General features: G+C 55.3%; 12 protein-coding genes. All 12 read left to right on the top strand.

Annotated elements, in window-relative coordinates; genetic code table 11:
• The first annotated feature begins 730 nt into the window (after nucleotides 1-730).
• The 12 genes from lrhA (at nucleotide 731) to nuoL (ending at nucleotide 14267) form a co-directional block, all read left to right on the top strand.
• The gene (gene lrhA, locus HMPREF0201_RS14300; protein ID WP_016537439.1) at nucleotides 731-1666 is read left to right on the top strand and encodes a transcriptional regulator LrhA; all 936 of its coding nucleotides are present in this window, start codon (nucleotides 731-733) and stop codon (nucleotides 1664-1666) included.
• Between the two features lie 631 nt (nucleotides 1667-2297).
• Nucleotides 2298-2744 carry an NADH-quinone oxidoreductase subunit NuoA gene (gene nuoA, locus HMPREF0201_RS14295; protein ID WP_016537437.1) on the top strand — a complete coding sequence of 149 codons (447 nt, stop codon included), beginning with the start codon at nucleotides 2298-2300 and terminating at the stop codon, nucleotides 2742-2744.
• 15 nt (nucleotides 2745-2759) lie between these two features.
• Complete coding sequence (gene nuoB / locus HMPREF0201_RS14290; RefSeq protein WP_016537436.1) at nucleotides 2760-3434, top strand: NADH-quinone oxidoreductase subunit NuoB; 675 nt, start codon at nucleotides 2760-2762, stop codon at nucleotides 3432-3434.
• An 86-nt stretch (nucleotides 3435-3520) separates the two neighbouring features.
• Nucleotides 3521-5332, top strand: coding sequence for an NADH-quinone oxidoreductase subunit C/D (gene nuoC / locus HMPREF0201_RS14285; protein WP_016537435.1), 1812 nt, complete (start codon nucleotides 3521-3523; stop codon nucleotides 5330-5332).
• Between the two features lie 2 nt (nucleotides 5333-5334).
• A complete protein-coding gene (gene nuoE, locus HMPREF0201_RS14280; RefSeq protein WP_008459776.1) occupies nucleotides 5335-5835 on the top strand; it encodes an NADH-quinone oxidoreductase subunit NuoE in 501 nt (166 codons plus the stop codon).
• Nucleotides 5832-7178, top strand: coding sequence for an NADH-quinone oxidoreductase subunit NuoF (nuoF, locus tag HMPREF0201_RS14275; RefSeq protein WP_016537434.1), 1347 nt, complete (start codon nucleotides 5832-5834; stop codon nucleotides 7176-7178). Before nuoE ends, nuoF begins: the two co-directional genes overlap by 4 nt.
• A gap of 128 nt (nucleotides 7179-7306) precedes the next feature.
• A complete protein-coding gene (nuoG, locus tag HMPREF0201_RS14270; RefSeq protein WP_039899371.1) occupies nucleotides 7307-10030 on the top strand; it encodes an NADH-quinone oxidoreductase subunit NuoG in 2724 nt (907 codons plus the stop codon).
• On the top strand, nucleotides 10027-11004 hold the full coding sequence (nuoH, locus tag HMPREF0201_RS14265; RefSeq protein WP_016537432.1) for an NADH-quinone oxidoreductase subunit NuoH: 978 nt from the start codon (nucleotides 10027-10029) through the stop codon (nucleotides 11002-11004). Before nuoG ends, nuoH begins: the two co-directional genes overlap by 4 nt.
• Before the next feature lie 14 nt (nucleotides 11005-11018).
• Nucleotides 11019-11561 (top strand): NADH-quinone oxidoreductase subunit NuoI, encoded by a 543-nt coding sequence (gene nuoI / locus HMPREF0201_RS14260; RefSeq protein ID WP_016537431.1) that lies wholly within the window; start codon nucleotides 11019-11021, stop codon nucleotides 11559-11561.
• A gap of 11 nt (nucleotides 11562-11572) precedes the next feature.
• Nucleotides 11573-12130, top strand: a complete 558-nt coding sequence (gene nuoJ / locus HMPREF0201_RS14255; protein WP_016537430.1) for an NADH-quinone oxidoreductase subunit J — start codon at nucleotides 11573-11575, stop codon at nucleotides 12128-12130.
• Complete coding sequence (gene nuoK / locus HMPREF0201_RS14250) at nucleotides 12127-12429, top strand: NADH-quinone oxidoreductase subunit NuoK (RefSeq protein ID WP_008459783.1); 303 nt, start codon at nucleotides 12127-12129, stop codon at nucleotides 12427-12429. The genes nuoJ and nuoK overlap by 4 nt, the downstream gene beginning before the upstream one ends.
• Complete coding sequence (gene nuoL / locus HMPREF0201_RS14245) at nucleotides 12426-14267, top strand: NADH-quinone oxidoreductase subunit L (RefSeq protein ID WP_016537429.1); 1842 nt, start codon at nucleotides 12426-12428, stop codon at nucleotides 14265-14267. Before nuoK ends, nuoL begins: the two co-directional genes overlap by 4 nt.
• The last annotated feature ends 73 nt before the right edge of the window (nucleotides 14268-14340 follow it).

The following is a 14340-nucleotide window of genomic DNA, read 5'->3' as shown; positions in this document are numbered from 1 at the left end:
CATAAAACAGGGGCTAAACATAAGGAAAAATTAATATTTACGCTAAAATCATTAAGAGGTTAATGACAGAAGGGGGTAAAGAGATGTATATCAAAAGGCGGGGCTGGTGAAGCGTTAAATACCGCGGCAATAATTATGAGCCTTTTATTATAGAGCGCTTTACGCTTCAAAAAACGTTGTGAATAATCAACTGTGATGAAATTGTGGCAAGAGAATGCGGGCAGATAATTCGCAATATGTGTTATAAAACATATAGTTTTGAGGTAAGATAAGCGGCGAAAAACGGCGTGTGCTCTGGTGTCGCCTCCAAAGCGTTGCCTGAACTTAGTTAGCGTTGCTTAATATTACTATTATTATTCAACTGGTTGTGGAGTTGGCACGGGATATGCTCTGGATAGTCATTCAACCCGTTAAATAATCATATAAGAGCTTATTAAAAGTCGTTTTGTCGCTGATTGACCGTTATTACCCGGTTTTAAAATAGCCGACTGGTCAGATGAGATAGGGGTTTGCATCTTATTCGACCTGCGTTATATCCCCGAAGGAGAGCGTTTCGGGTAATTGCTTCACGCCGGGGAATACAAAAAAATAACAAACAGAAGCGCCGCTAACGTATCACGGCTAACACTACCGGAGACATTCGGTAAAAAGGAATTGCTTTATCTCTTTGATAAATCATAGCAATACAACCAGGGCAGACTCGAAAGAGCAACCTATTAGTGAAAAAATTATGATTAACGCAAATCGTCCGATACTGAATCTCGACCTCGATCTGCTGAGGACATTCGTTGCGGTCGCCGATCTCAATACCTTTGCCGCAGCAGCAGCAGCGGTGTGCCGAACTCAATCCGCCGTCAGCCAGCAGATGCAGCGCCTTGAGCAATTAGTCGGGAAAGAGCTTTTTGCGCGACATGGTCGTAATAAACTCCTGACCGAGCACGGCATTCAACTCCTTGGCTACGCGCGTAAAATCCTTCGTTTCAATGACGAAGCCTGCTCCTCGTTAATGTTTAATAACCTGCAGGGTTCGTTGACGCTCGGCGCTTCTGATGAAACGGCAGACACTATTCTGCCTTTCCTGCTAAACCGCATTAGCTCGGTGTACCCGAAGCTGGCGCTGGATGTCAGGGTTAAGCGCAACCCGTTTATGATTGAAATGCTCAGCCAGCATGAAGTCGACCTGGTCGTAACCACGTCTAATCCATCGCATTTTGATGCCGTGGTTCTGCGTACCTCGCCGACGCTTTGGTACTGCGCGGCGGATTACGTTTTCCAGAACGGAGAGGCGCTACCGCTGGTGATGCTGGATGAACCCAGCCCGTACCGCGATATGATGATTGAGCACCTTGACGCCAATCAGATCCCATGGCGAATTTCTTACGTGGCCTCTACGCTCGCTGCCGTGCGTGCGGCGGTTAAAGCCGGGCTGGGCGTTACCGCCCGGCCGGTTGAGATGATGAGCCCGGAACTGCGGGTTCTGGGCGGTTCCGAAGGGCTACCGATTCTGCCTGAGACGGAATATCTGCTGTGCAAGAACCCGGAAACCAGCAATGAGCTGGCCCAGGCCATCTTCAGCGCCCTGGGAACGCCGTCTAATCCTTACCAGTATTCAGCCGCTGATAACGAAGGTGGCGATACTTTGCTGGTAGAAGGGGATTTTGAATAACCGGCGGGCAGTCTAGTTAGTAACAAAATATTAAATGTAAAAATGGGCCGTTGGAGATGCTTTTTGCACCAACGGCCCATTTTTTATGCTCAATTTAGGGTAAGTGCCGGCCTTCTTGATAATTTCCAATAAATTCAAATAATTGCGATATTTTTGTGATTTGGGCGTTTTGTGTACAAAAACCTGAGGTTGTTGCCGGTTAATGTCAAAAAAAGCATAACAATGTTGCTTCTTTTTGAAGTGGATTAACAAAAGCGTGTCTCAGATCAAGAAAATACTCCCAATTGGGGGGAGGAATAGTTGGGATTTCCTGCCAAAATATAGGGGCTGTTTCTTTTTTCACACGGAACGGACACGATTCACCCTCATTTAAATCTGGGCATTTTGCCGGCTTTGATGAGTTTTAACGCATTAAATGTTAATGAATTGCTGTCGGTGTAAATTAATGTGTGGATACTTTTGTTAAAGTTGACAAAAGGTTATAGAAAGGAGTAAAAAACCCCATCAATTGGCTGCCTAAGCATTATTTCCGGCAGTTATTGTACGGTTGATTGTTCCTCCCCATGAATCGATGTGGCGTTCATCTGCCAGTAAGAGCAGAGACTTTGGCGCCACTTTTGATGAGTAAGCAATGAGTATGTCAACATCCACTGAAGTTATCGCTCATCACTGGGCGTTCGCTGTCTTTCTTATTGTCGCCGTTGGCTTGTGCTGTCTGATGCTTGTCGGGGGCTGGTTCCTCGGCGGAAGAGCAAAGGCAAGACACAAAAACATCCCCTTCGAGTCGGGCATCGACTCCGTTGGCACGGCACGGTTACGTCTCTCCGCCAAGTTTTACCTGGTTGCCATGTTTTTCGTCATCTTTGACGTGGAAGCCCTGTATCTCTACGCGTGGTCAACTTCTATTCGCGAAAGCGGCTGGATTGGCTTCGTCGAGGCCGCAATTTTCATTTTAGTACTACTGGCTGGTCTGGTGTATCTGGTGCGCATTGGTGCGCTGGATTGGACTCCCGCGCGTTCACGCCGCGAGAAAATCAACCCGGAAACAGACAGTCGCACTAACCGTCATACGCAGTAACAGCGAGGCAATAAGATGGACTATACGCTCACCCGCATAGACCCCAACGGTGAGAATGACCGTTACCCCCTGCAAAAGCAGGAGATCGTAACCGATCCCCTCGAGCAAGAGATTAACCGCAGCGTGTACATGGGCAAGCTCGAGCATGCCATGCACGATATGGTGAACTGGGGTCGTAAAAACTCAATCTGGCCTTATAACTTTGGCCTTTCCTGCTGTTATGTAGAGATGGTGACGTCGTTTACCGCTGTACATGACGTGGCTCGTTTCGGTGCAGAAGTTCTACGTGCTTCCCCTCGTCAGGCTGACCTGATGGTGGTGGCAGGGACATGCTTCACCAAAATGGCTCCGGTTATACAGCGTCTTTACGATCAGATGCTGGAACCTAAATGGGTCATTTCCATGGGTGCCTGCGCTAACTCTGGCGGCATGTATGACATTTATTCCGTTGTGCAGGGCGTAGATAAATTCCTGCCGGTGGATGTGTACATTCCTGGCTGCCCACCGCGCCCGGAAGCCTACATGCAGGCGCTGATGCTGCTGCAGGAGTCGATTGGTAAAGAACGCCGCCCGCTGTCGTGGGTTGTTGGCGATCAGGGTGTTTACCGCGCCAACATGCAATCGGAACGCGAGCGTAAGCGCGGCGAACGTATTGCGGTAACCAATCTGCGGACACCGGACGAAATTTAATTTGCGCCTGCGGTCAGTGAAAGTCTTTGTATATCAATAATATTAAAGCAAGGACACTGAGCGCAGTCACCACAGAACCATTTGCAATGGTGAGAAATATGACCGATTTAACCGCGCAAGAAGCCGCCATGCCAGCCTGGCAGACAAGGGATCATCTGGATGATCCGGTCATTGGCGAATTGCGTAACCATTTTGGGCCGGATGCCTTTACCGTTCAGCCAACCCGCACCGGGGTGCCCGTAGTCTGGGTTAAGCGTGAACAGTTACTGGAAATTGTCGATTTCCTGAAGAAATCACCGAAGCCTTACGTCATGTTGTTCGACCTGCACGGCATGGACGAGCGTCTACGCACACACCGCAACGGTTTACCGGCTGCGGATTTTTCCGTTTTCTACCACCTGATTTCCATTGAACGCAATCGCGATATCATGCTCAAGGTGGCATTGTCTGAAAACGATCTGAACCTGCCGACGCTGACCAAGCTCTTCCCCAACGCCAACTGGTATGAGCGTGAAACCTGGGAAATGTTTGGTATTACCTTCAATGGTCACCCGCACCTGACGCGCATCATGATGCCGCCAACGTGGGAAGGCCATCCGCTGCGTAAAGACTACCCGGCGCGCGCCACAGAATTCGATCCGTTTATCCTGACTAAACAGAAAGAAGATCTGGAAATGGAAGCGCTGACCTTCAAGCCTGAAGAGTGGGGCATGAAGCGCAGCAGCGAGCATGAAGACTTCATGTTCCTGAACCTTGGTCCGAACCACCCGTCCGCGCACGGTGCGTTCCGTATTGTCCTGCAGCTGGACGGCGAAGAAATCGTCGACTGCGTGCCGGACATCGGTTACCACCACCGTGGCGCAGAGAAAATGGGCGAGCGTCAGTCCTGGCACAGCTACATTCCGTACACCGACCGTATCGAGTACCTCGGCGGCTGCGTGAACGAAATGCCTTACGTGCTGGCGGTTGAAAAACTGGCCGGTATCGTGGTGCCGGAGCGCGTTGAAGTTATCCGCGTGATGCTGTCCGAGCTGTTCCGCATTAACAGCCACCTGCTTTACATCTCCACCTTTATTCAGGACGTGGGCGCGATGACCCCGGTGTTCTTCGCCTTTACCGATCGTCAGAAAATCTACGATCTGGTTGAAGCGATTACCGGTTTCCGTATGCACCCGGCCTGGTTCCGCATCGGCGGCGTAGCGCATGACCTGCCAAAAGGCTGGGAGCGCCTGCTGAAAGAGTTCCTCGAGTGGATGCCAAAACGCCTCGACTCGTATGAAAAAGCCGCGCTGCGTAACACCATTCTGAAAGGCCGCTCCCAGGGCGTTGCCGCTTATAACGCGAAAGAAGCGTTGGAGTGGGGCACCACCGGCGCTGGCCTGCGTGCTACCGGCATCGACTTCGACATCCGTAAAGCTCGCCCTTACTCTGGCTACCAGAACTTCGACTTCGAAGTGCCGGTTGGCGGCGGTATCAGCGACTGCTACACCCGCGTGATGCTGAAGGTTGAAGAGCTTCGCCAGAGCCTGCGCATTCTTGAGCAGTGCCTGAAAAATATGCCAGCCGGCCCGTTCAAAGCGGATCATCCGCTGACTACGCCGCCGCCGAAAGAGCGCACGCTGCAGCATATCGAAACCCTGATCACTCACTTCCTGCAGGTATCGTGGGGCCCGGTTATGCCGGCCAACGAATCCTTCCAGATGATTGAGGCAACGAAAGGGATTAACAGTTACTACCTGACCAGCGACGCTAGCACCATGAGCTACCGTACGCGTATTCGTACTCCGAGCTTTGCGCACCTGCAGCAAATTCCGGCGGCGATCCGCGGCAGCCTGGTCTCTGACCTGATTGTCTATCTGGGTAGTATCGATTTTGTAATGTCTGATGTGGATCGCTAACTATGCACGATAACCAACAAAACCAGGCTGAGGCTTTTGAGCTGAGTGCGGCAGAGCGTGAGGCGATTGAGCACGAGAAGCACCATTACGAAGACGCACGCGCGGCTTCTATCGAAGCGCTGAAAATCGTTCAGAAACAGCGCGGCTGGGTGCCGGACGGCGCTATCTACGCTATCGCTGACGTGCTGGGTATCCCGGCGAGCGACGTAGAAGGTGTGGCCACTTTCTACAGCCAAATCTTCCGCCAGCCGGTGGGCCGCCACGTCATTCGCTACTGCGACAGCGTGGTTTGCCATATCACCGGCTACCAGGGCATTCAGTCCGCTATTGAAGCAAAACTGAACATCAAACCGGGCCAGACCACGTTTGATGGTCGCTTTACCCTGCTGCCAACCTGCTGCCTGGGCAACTGCGACAAAGGGCCGACCATGATGATTGATGAGGATACTCACAGCCATCTGACGCCGGAAGCAATCCCTGATTTGCTGGAGCAGTATAAATGAAGACGATTATTCGTACTGCCGAAACTCATCCGCTGACCTGGCGTCTGCGCGATGACAAACAGCCGGTCTGGCTGGATGAATACCGCAGTAAAAACGGTTATGAAGGCGCGCGTAAAGCGCTGACCAGCATGGCGTCGGATGAAATCGTTAATGCGGTAAAAGACGCTGGCCTGAAAGGGCGCGGCGGCGCGGGCTTTTCCACCGGTCTGAAGTGGAGCCTGATGCCGAAAGACGAGTCCATGAACATCCGTTACCTGCTGTGTAACGCCGATGAGATGGAGCCGGGCACCTATAAAGACCGCCTGCTGATGGAGCAACTGCCGCACCTGCTGGTGGAAGGCATGCTGATTTCCGCCTTCGCGCTGAAAGCCTACCGCGGTTACATCTTCCTGCGTGGCGAGTACATCGAGGCTGCGGTTCATCTGCGCCGTGCGATTGCCGAAGCGACCGAAGCCGGCCTGTTGGGCAAAAACATTCTTGGCTCCGGTTTTGATTTTGAGCTGATCGTGCATACCGGCGCGGGCCGTTATATCTGCGGGGAAGAAACCGCGCTGATTAACTCCCTCGAAGGTCGCCGCGCGAACCCTCGCTCTAAGCCACCTTTCCCGGCCTCAAGCGGCGTATGGGGTAAACCGACCTGTGTAAACAACGTCGAAACCCTGTGCAACGTGCCTGCCATCCTCGCAAACGGCGTTGAGTGGTATCAGGGCATTGGCGGCGGCATGAGTAAAGATGCAGGTACCAAGCTGATGGGCTTCTCCGGGCGCGTGAAAAATCCTGGCGTCTGGGAACTGCCTTTCGGCACGACCGCGCGTGAGATCCTTGAAGAATATGCCGGCGGCATGCGTGATGGCCTGAAGTTTAAAGCCTGGCAGCCGGGCGGGGCGGGGACGGACTTCCTGACGGAAGCGCACCTCGACCTGCCGATGGAATTTGAAAGTATTGGTAAAGCAGGCAGCCGTCTCGGTACGGCGCTGGCAATGGCGGTTGACCATGAAATTGGCATGGTGCCGCTGGTGCGTAACCTGGAAGAGTTCTTTGCCCGTGAATCCTGTGGCTGGTGTACGCCGTGCCGCGATGGCCTGCCGTGGAGCGTAAAAATCCTGCGCGCGCTTGAGCGTGGCGAAGGGCAGCCGGGGGATATCGAAACCCTGGAGCAGCTGTGCCGCCACCTCGGACCGGGTAAAACCTTCTGTGCCCACGCGCCGGGTGCGGTTGAGCCATTGCAGAGTGCGATTAAATATTTCCGCGACGAATTCGAAGCAGGCATTGCCAAACAGGACTTCGGTAATCTGCGTGCCATCAGTGGCATTCAGCCGAACCTGTTAAAAACGCGCTGGTGATATAGCCCCTCACCCCGGCCCTCTCCCCTAAGGGGCGAGGGAGAAAGCGAAAACGGGTGAGGGTGCATTGCACAAGAATTTTTGATTAACGCCTGAAGTTATTCAGGCCAACTGGAAGCATGCTGACTATGGCTACGATTCATGTAGACGGCAAAGAATACGAGGTTAACGGGGCGGACAACCTGCTTGAAGCTTGTCTCTCCCTCGGCCTTGATATTCCTTATTTTTGCTGGCATCCGGCGCTGGGCAGCGTCGGAGCTTGCCGCCAGTGCGCGGTGAAGCAATATCAGAACGCTGAAGACACCCGCGGTCGCCTGGTGATGTCCTGTATGACACCGGCCTCCGACGGCACCTTCATCTCTATTGATGACGGCGAAGCGAAACAGTTCCGCGAAAGCGTTGTGGAATGGTTAATGACTAACCACCCGCACGATTGTCCGGTCTGTGAAGAGGGCGGCAACTGCCACCTGCAGGATATGACCGTTATGACCGGTCATAGTTTCCGCCGCTATCGCTTTACCAAACGTACCCACCGCAATCAGGATCTCGGCCCGTTCATCTCTCACGAAATGAACCGCTGTATCGCCTGCTACCGCTGCGTGCGTTACTACAAAGACTATGCGGACGGCAAAGATCTGGGCGTTTATGGCGCACACGACAACGTCTACTTCGGTCGCCCGGAAGACGGCACGCTGGAAAGCGAGTTCTCCGGTAACCTGGTAGAAATTTGCCCGACCGGCGTATTCACGGACAAGACCCACTCCGAGCGCTACAACCGTAAGTGGGATATGCAGTTTGCGCCAAGCATCTGCCAGCAATGCTCTCTGGGCTGTAACACCAGCCCGGGCGAACGTTATGGCGAACTGCGTCGCATCGAAAACCGCTATAACGGCACCGTGAACCACTATTTCCTGTGCGACCGCGGTCGTTTCGGTTACGGCTACGTTAACCTGAAAGACCGTCCACGCCAGCCAATTCAGCGCCGCGGGGACGACTTCATCACCCTCAACGCCGAGCAGGCGATGCAGGGCGCGGCGGATATCCTGCGCCAGTCTAAGAAAGTTATCGGTATCGGTTCACCTCGTGCCAGCGTGGAAAGCAACTTTGCGCTGCGTGAACTGGTCGGGGCAGATAACTTCTACACCGGCATTGCTGCTGGTGAGCAGGCTCGCCTGCAGCTGATGCTGAAAGTGCTGCGTGAAAGCGGGATCCATACTCCTGCTCTGCGTGAAATCGAATCCTACGATGCGGTACTGATTCTGGGCGAAGACGTTACCCAGACCGGCGCCCGTGCCGCGCTGGCGATTCGCCAGGCGGTGAAAGGGAAGGCTCGCGAAATGGCGGCGGCTCAGAAAGTAGCCGACTGGCAGATTGCTGCAATCCTGAACATCGGCCAGCACGCCAAACATCCGCTGTTCGTGACCAACGTAGACAGCACCCGTCTGGATGATATCGCCGCGTGGACCTACCGCGCTCCGGTAGAAGACCAGGCGCGTCTCGGCTTTGCGATTGCCAACGCGCTGGACAACAACTCTCCGGCGGTTGAACTCGATCGTGACCTGAAAAATAAAGTCGACGTCATCGTACAGGCGCTGGCCGGTGCGAAGAGGCCGCTGATTGTTTCCGGCACCAACGCCGGGAGCGAAGCCGTTATTCAGGCTGCCGCTAACGTGGCTAAAGCCCTGAAAGGCCGCGGCGCAGACGTTGGCGTGACGATGATTGCCCGCGCGGTTAACAGCGTTGGCCTGGGGATCATCGGCGGTGGCTCTCTGGAAGAGGCGTTAAGCGAGCTGGAAAGCGGTGCTGCCGATGCGGTAGTGGTGCTGGAAAACGACCTGCACCGGCACGCTTCCGCCGCCCGCGTCGATGCTGCCCTGAGCAAAGCGCCGCTGGTGATGGTTATCGACCATCAGCGCACGGACATCATGGATAAAGCCCATCTGGTGCTTTCCGCTGCAAGCTTCGCCGAAAGCGACGGTACGGTAATCAACAACGAAGGCCGCGCACAGCGCTTCTTCCAGGTTTACGACCCGGCATACTACGACACCAGCGTAACCATGCTGGAAAGCTGGCGCTGGCTGCACTCGCTGCACAGCACCGTGCAGAGTCGCGAAGTTGACTGGACGCAGCTTGATGACGTTATCGACGCCTGCGTGAAGGCTCTGCCTCAGCTGGCCGGTATCAAAGATGCCGCGCCGGATGCGTCGTTCCGCATTAAAGGCCAGAAGCTGTCTCGTTCTCCTATCCGCTCCAGCGGACGTACCGCAATGCGCGCCAATATCAGCGTGCACGAGCCGCGTCAGCCGCAGGATAAAGACACGATGTTTGCCTTCTCTATGGAAGGGAACAACAGCCCGCTGGCCGACCGTCAGCAGATCCCGTTTGCCTGGGCTCCAGGCTGGAACTCCCCGCAGGCATGGAACAAATTCCAGGCCGAAGTGGGCGGTCACCTGCGCCACGGCGACCCGGGTGTTCGCCTGATTGAAGCCTCTGAAAACGGTCTGGACTACTTCACTTCCGTTCCGGAAACCTTCCATGCGGAAGAGGGCAAATGGCTCATCGCTCCTTACTACCATCTGTTCGGTAGCGACGAGCTGTCCCAGCGTTCTCCGGTGTTCCAGAAGCGTATGGTTGAGCCGTACATCAAGCTGAACCCGGCCGATGCCGCGAAGCTTGGCGTCAACGCAGGTAGCCTGGTCTCCTTCAGCTACGAAGGCCAGACGCTGAGCCTGCCGCTGCAACTGTCCGAAGGGCTGGTTGCCGGTCAGGTTGGTTTACCGATGGGGATGCCGGGAATCGCGCCTGTGCTTGCGGGTGCTCGTCTTGAAAATCTGCAGGAGGCTGCGCAATGAGCTGGCTGACACCGGAAGTTATCGACATTCTGCTGAGCATCCTCAAAGCGGTTGTCATTCTGCTGGTCGTAGTGACCTGTGGGGCATTCATGAGCTTCGGCGAACGCCGCCTGCTCGGTCTGTTCCAGAACCGCTACGGACCGAACCGCGTAGGCTGGGGTGGTTCACTTCAGCTGGTTGCGGACATGATCAAGATGTTCTTCAAAGAGGACTGGGTTCCGCGCTTCTCTGACCGCGTAATCTTTACTCTGGCACCGATGATTGCCTTTACCTCGCTGCTGCTGGCCTTCGCCATTGTGCCGGTCAGCCCGAGCTGGGTAGTCGCGGACCTGAACATCGGCATTCTGTTCTTCCTGATGCTGGCAGGCCTGGCGGTATACGCCGTGCTGTTTGCCGGCTGGTCCAGCAACAACAAATACTCCCTGCTTGGTGCGATGCGTGCTTCCGCGCAGACCCTGAGTTACGAAGTGTTCCTGGGGCTTTCCCTGATGGGCGTGGTGGCGCAGGCCGGTTCCTTTAATATGGCCGACATCGTCAACAACCAGGCAAATCTGTGGAACGTTATCCCGCAGTTCTTCGGCTTCGTGACCTTCGCGATTGCCGGGGTTGCGGTGTGCCACCGTCACCCGTTTGACCAACCGGAAGCCGAGCAGGAACTGGCCGATGGTTATCACATCGAATATTCCGGCATGAAGTTCGGCCTGTTCTTCGTCGGGGAATATATCGGCATCGTCACCGTCTCTGCGCTGATCGTGACGCTGTTCTTTGGTGGCTGGCATGGCCCGTGGTTACCGCCGTTCATCTGGTTCGCGCTGAAAACCGCGTTCTTCATGATGATGTTCATTTTGATTCGCGCCGCATTACCTCGTCCGCGTTATGACCAGGTGATGTCCTTCGGCTGGAAGGTTTGCCTTCCGCTGACGCTTGTCAACTTGCTGGTGACCGCCGCGGTCATTCTTTACCAGGCACCATAAGGGGTGAAAAAACCATGACATTGAAAGAGTTAGTGGTTGGTTTCGGCACCCAGGTACGCAGTATCTGGATGATTGGCATGCACGCTTTCGCCAAACGCGAAACCCGCATGTATCCGGAAGAACCAGTGTATCTGCCGCCGCGCTACCGTGGCCGTATCGTGCTGACGCGCGACCCGGACGGGGAAGAGCGCTGCGTTGCCTGTAACCTTTGTGCGGTAGCCTGCCCGGTAGGCTGTATCTCTCTGCAAAAAGCCGAGATGCAGGACGGCCGTTGGTATCCGGAATTCTTCCGCATCAACTTCTCACGCTGCATTTTCTGCGGCCTGTGTGAAGAAGCCTGCCCGACCACCGCGATCCAGCTTACCCCGGACTTCGAGCTGGGCGAGTACAAGCGCCAGGATCTGGTGTACGAAAAAGAGGATCTGCTGATCTCCGGTCCGGGCAAATACCCGGAATATAACTTCTACCGGATGGCAGGTATGGCAATCGACGGCAAAGATAAGGGCGAAGCGGAAAACGAAGCCAAGCCTATCGACGTCAAAGGCCTGTTACCTTAAGGAGCAAGGCAATGGAATTCGCTTTTTATATCTGCGCCATTGTGGCCGTCCTGACTACCTTGCGGACGATCACGCACACCAATCCGGTGCACGCGCTGCTGTATTTGATTATCTCTCTGCTGGCTATCTCCGGGGTATTCTTCTCCCTGGGGGCCTACTTCGCCGGTGCGCTGGAGATTATCGTTTACGCCGGGGCCATCATGGTGCTGTTTGTCTTCGTGGTGATGATGCTTAACCTCGGCAACGCGGTGCAGCAGCAGGAACGTGAGTGGCTGAAGCCGCAGCTGTGGATTGGGCCTGGCGTCCTTTCTGCGGTGCTGCTGGTGGTGCTGATTTACGCTATCCGTACCGTGAACGACCAGGGCATTGATGGCACGTCCATCGATGCTAAACAGGTCGGTATCGCGCTGTTCGGGCCTTACGTGCTTGCGGTGGAGCTGGCCTCCATGCTGCTGCTGGCGGGCCTGGTGGTCGCGTTCCATCTGGGGCGTGAAGATCGTGCCGGTGAAGTGCTGAGCAACCGCCAGTCCGACATGGCCGTGAGAAGAAAAACGGAGGAGAACGTATGATCCCGCTGCAACATGGACTGATCCTCGCCGCCATTCTGTTCGTGCTGGGACTGACCGGTTTGGTTATCCGTCGCAACCTGCTGTTTATGCTGATAAGCCTGGAAGTGATGATCAACGCCGCCGCGCTGGCCTTCGTGGTCGCCGGTAGCTACTGGGGCCAGGCTGACGGTCAGGTGATGTATATACTCGCGATTAGCTTAGCTGCCGCCGAAGCCAGTATTGGCCTCGCGCTGTTACTGCAGCTCCATCGTCGTCGCCAGAATCTGAATATCGATTCAGTAAGTGAGATGCGTGGATGAACCTTCTCTGGTTAACCATTGTTCTGCCATTTATTGGCTTTGTACTGTTGGCATTTTCCCGCGGGCGCTGGTCAGAAAACCTGTCCGCTACCGTCGGGATGGGATCTGTTGGTCTGGCGGCGGTAGTGACCGCGATTGCCGGTGTTGATTTCTTCAGCAACGGCCAGCAGGCGTTTACCCAGCCGCTGTGGACCTGGATGTCGGTCGGTGATTTCAATATCGGCTTCAATCTGGTGCTGGACGGCCTCTCCCTGACCATGCTTTCCGTGGTCACCGGCGTTGGCTTCCTGATCCACATGTTTGCTTCCTGGTATATGCGCGGTGAAGAGGGTTACTCCCGCTTCTTCGCCTACACCAACCTGTTCATCGCCAGCATGGTAGTTCTGGTTCTTGCCGATAACCTGCTGCTGATGTATCTCGGCTGGGAAGGCGTGGGCCTCTGTTCTTACCTGCTGATCGGCTTCTATTACACCGATCCGAAGAACAACGCTGCGGCAATGAAAGCGTTCGTGGTGACTCGCGTAGGCGACGTGTTCCTGGCCTTCGGCCTGTTCATTCTCTATAACGAGCTGGGCACGCTGAACTTCCGCGAAATGGTTGAGCTGGCGCCGCAGCACTTTGCTGCCGGTAACCAGATGCTGACCTGGGCAACCCTGATGCTGTTAGGTGGTGCGGTAGGTAAATCCGCTCAGCTGCCGTTGCAGACCTGGCTTGCCGACGCGATGGCTGGCCCAACGCCGGTTTCTGCGCTTATCCACGCGGCTACCATGGTTACCGCAGGTGTCTATCTGATAGCCCGTACCCACGGCCTGTTCCTGATGACCCCGGAAATTCTGCATCTGGTCGGCATTATTGGTGCGGTCACTCTGGTGCTGGCAGGCTTTGCCGCGCTGGTTCAGACCGACATCAAACGCGTGCTGGCTTACTCCACCATGAGCCAGATTGGCTACATGTTCCTGGCGCTGGGCGTTCAGGCGTGGGATGCGGCAATTTTCCACCTGATGACCCACGCGTTCTTTAAAGCATTGCTGTTCCTCTCTTCCGGTTCAGTTATCCTGGCGTGTCACCACGAGCAAAACATCTTCAAGATGGGCGGGCTGCGCAAGTCTATCCCGCTGGTGTATGTCTGCTTCCTGGTGGGCGGTGCGGCGCTGTCTGCTCTGCCGCTGATCACCGCAGGCTTCTTCAGTAAGGACGAAATTCTTGCCGGTGCAATGGCGAACGGCCACCTCAACCTGATGGTTGCGGGCCTGGTCGGGGCATTCATGACCTCGCTGTATACCTTCCGCATGATTTTCATCGTCTTCCACGGCGAAGAGAAAATCCACGCTCACGCGGGCAAAGGCATTACTCACCACCTGCCGCTGATTGTGCTGCTGGTGCTGTCAACCTTCGTTGGCGCGATGATTGTTCCACCGCTGCGCGGCGTACTGCCGGAAACGACGGAGCTTGCCCACGGCAGCGTGCTGACCCTGGAAATCATCTCGGGCGTAGTGGCTATCGCCGGTATCCTGATTGCCGCCTTCCTGTGGCTGGGTAAACGCACGCTTGTTACCTCCATCGCTAACAGCGCGCCGGGCCGCTTCTTCGGCACCTGGTGGTTCCATGCATGGGGCTTCGACTGGCTGTACGACAAAGTATTCGTCAAGCCGTTCCTCGGCATTGCCTGGCTGCTGCGTCGTGACCCGCTGAACGCGCTGATGAACATTCCGGCAATTCTTTCCCGCTTCGCAGGCCGCGGCCTGCTGGTAAGCGAGAACGGTTACCTGCGCTGGTATGTTGCGTCGATGAGCATCGGGGCCGTTGTGGTACTTGGCCTGCTGCTGGTTCTGCGTTAACAGGATTTCTTCGTCCCCCTCTCCCTTACGGGGGAGGGCCGGAGTGAGGGCTAAACCCGTCACCCGGCACCGG

The organism is Cedecea davisae DSM 4568, from assembly GCF_000412335.2.
GTDB lineage: Bacteria > Pseudomonadota > Gammaproteobacteria > Enterobacterales > Enterobacteriaceae > Cedecea > Cedecea davisae.
Note: the sequence above shows the minus strand (reverse complement) of the source record. Positions and strands in the feature narration are given on the sequence as shown.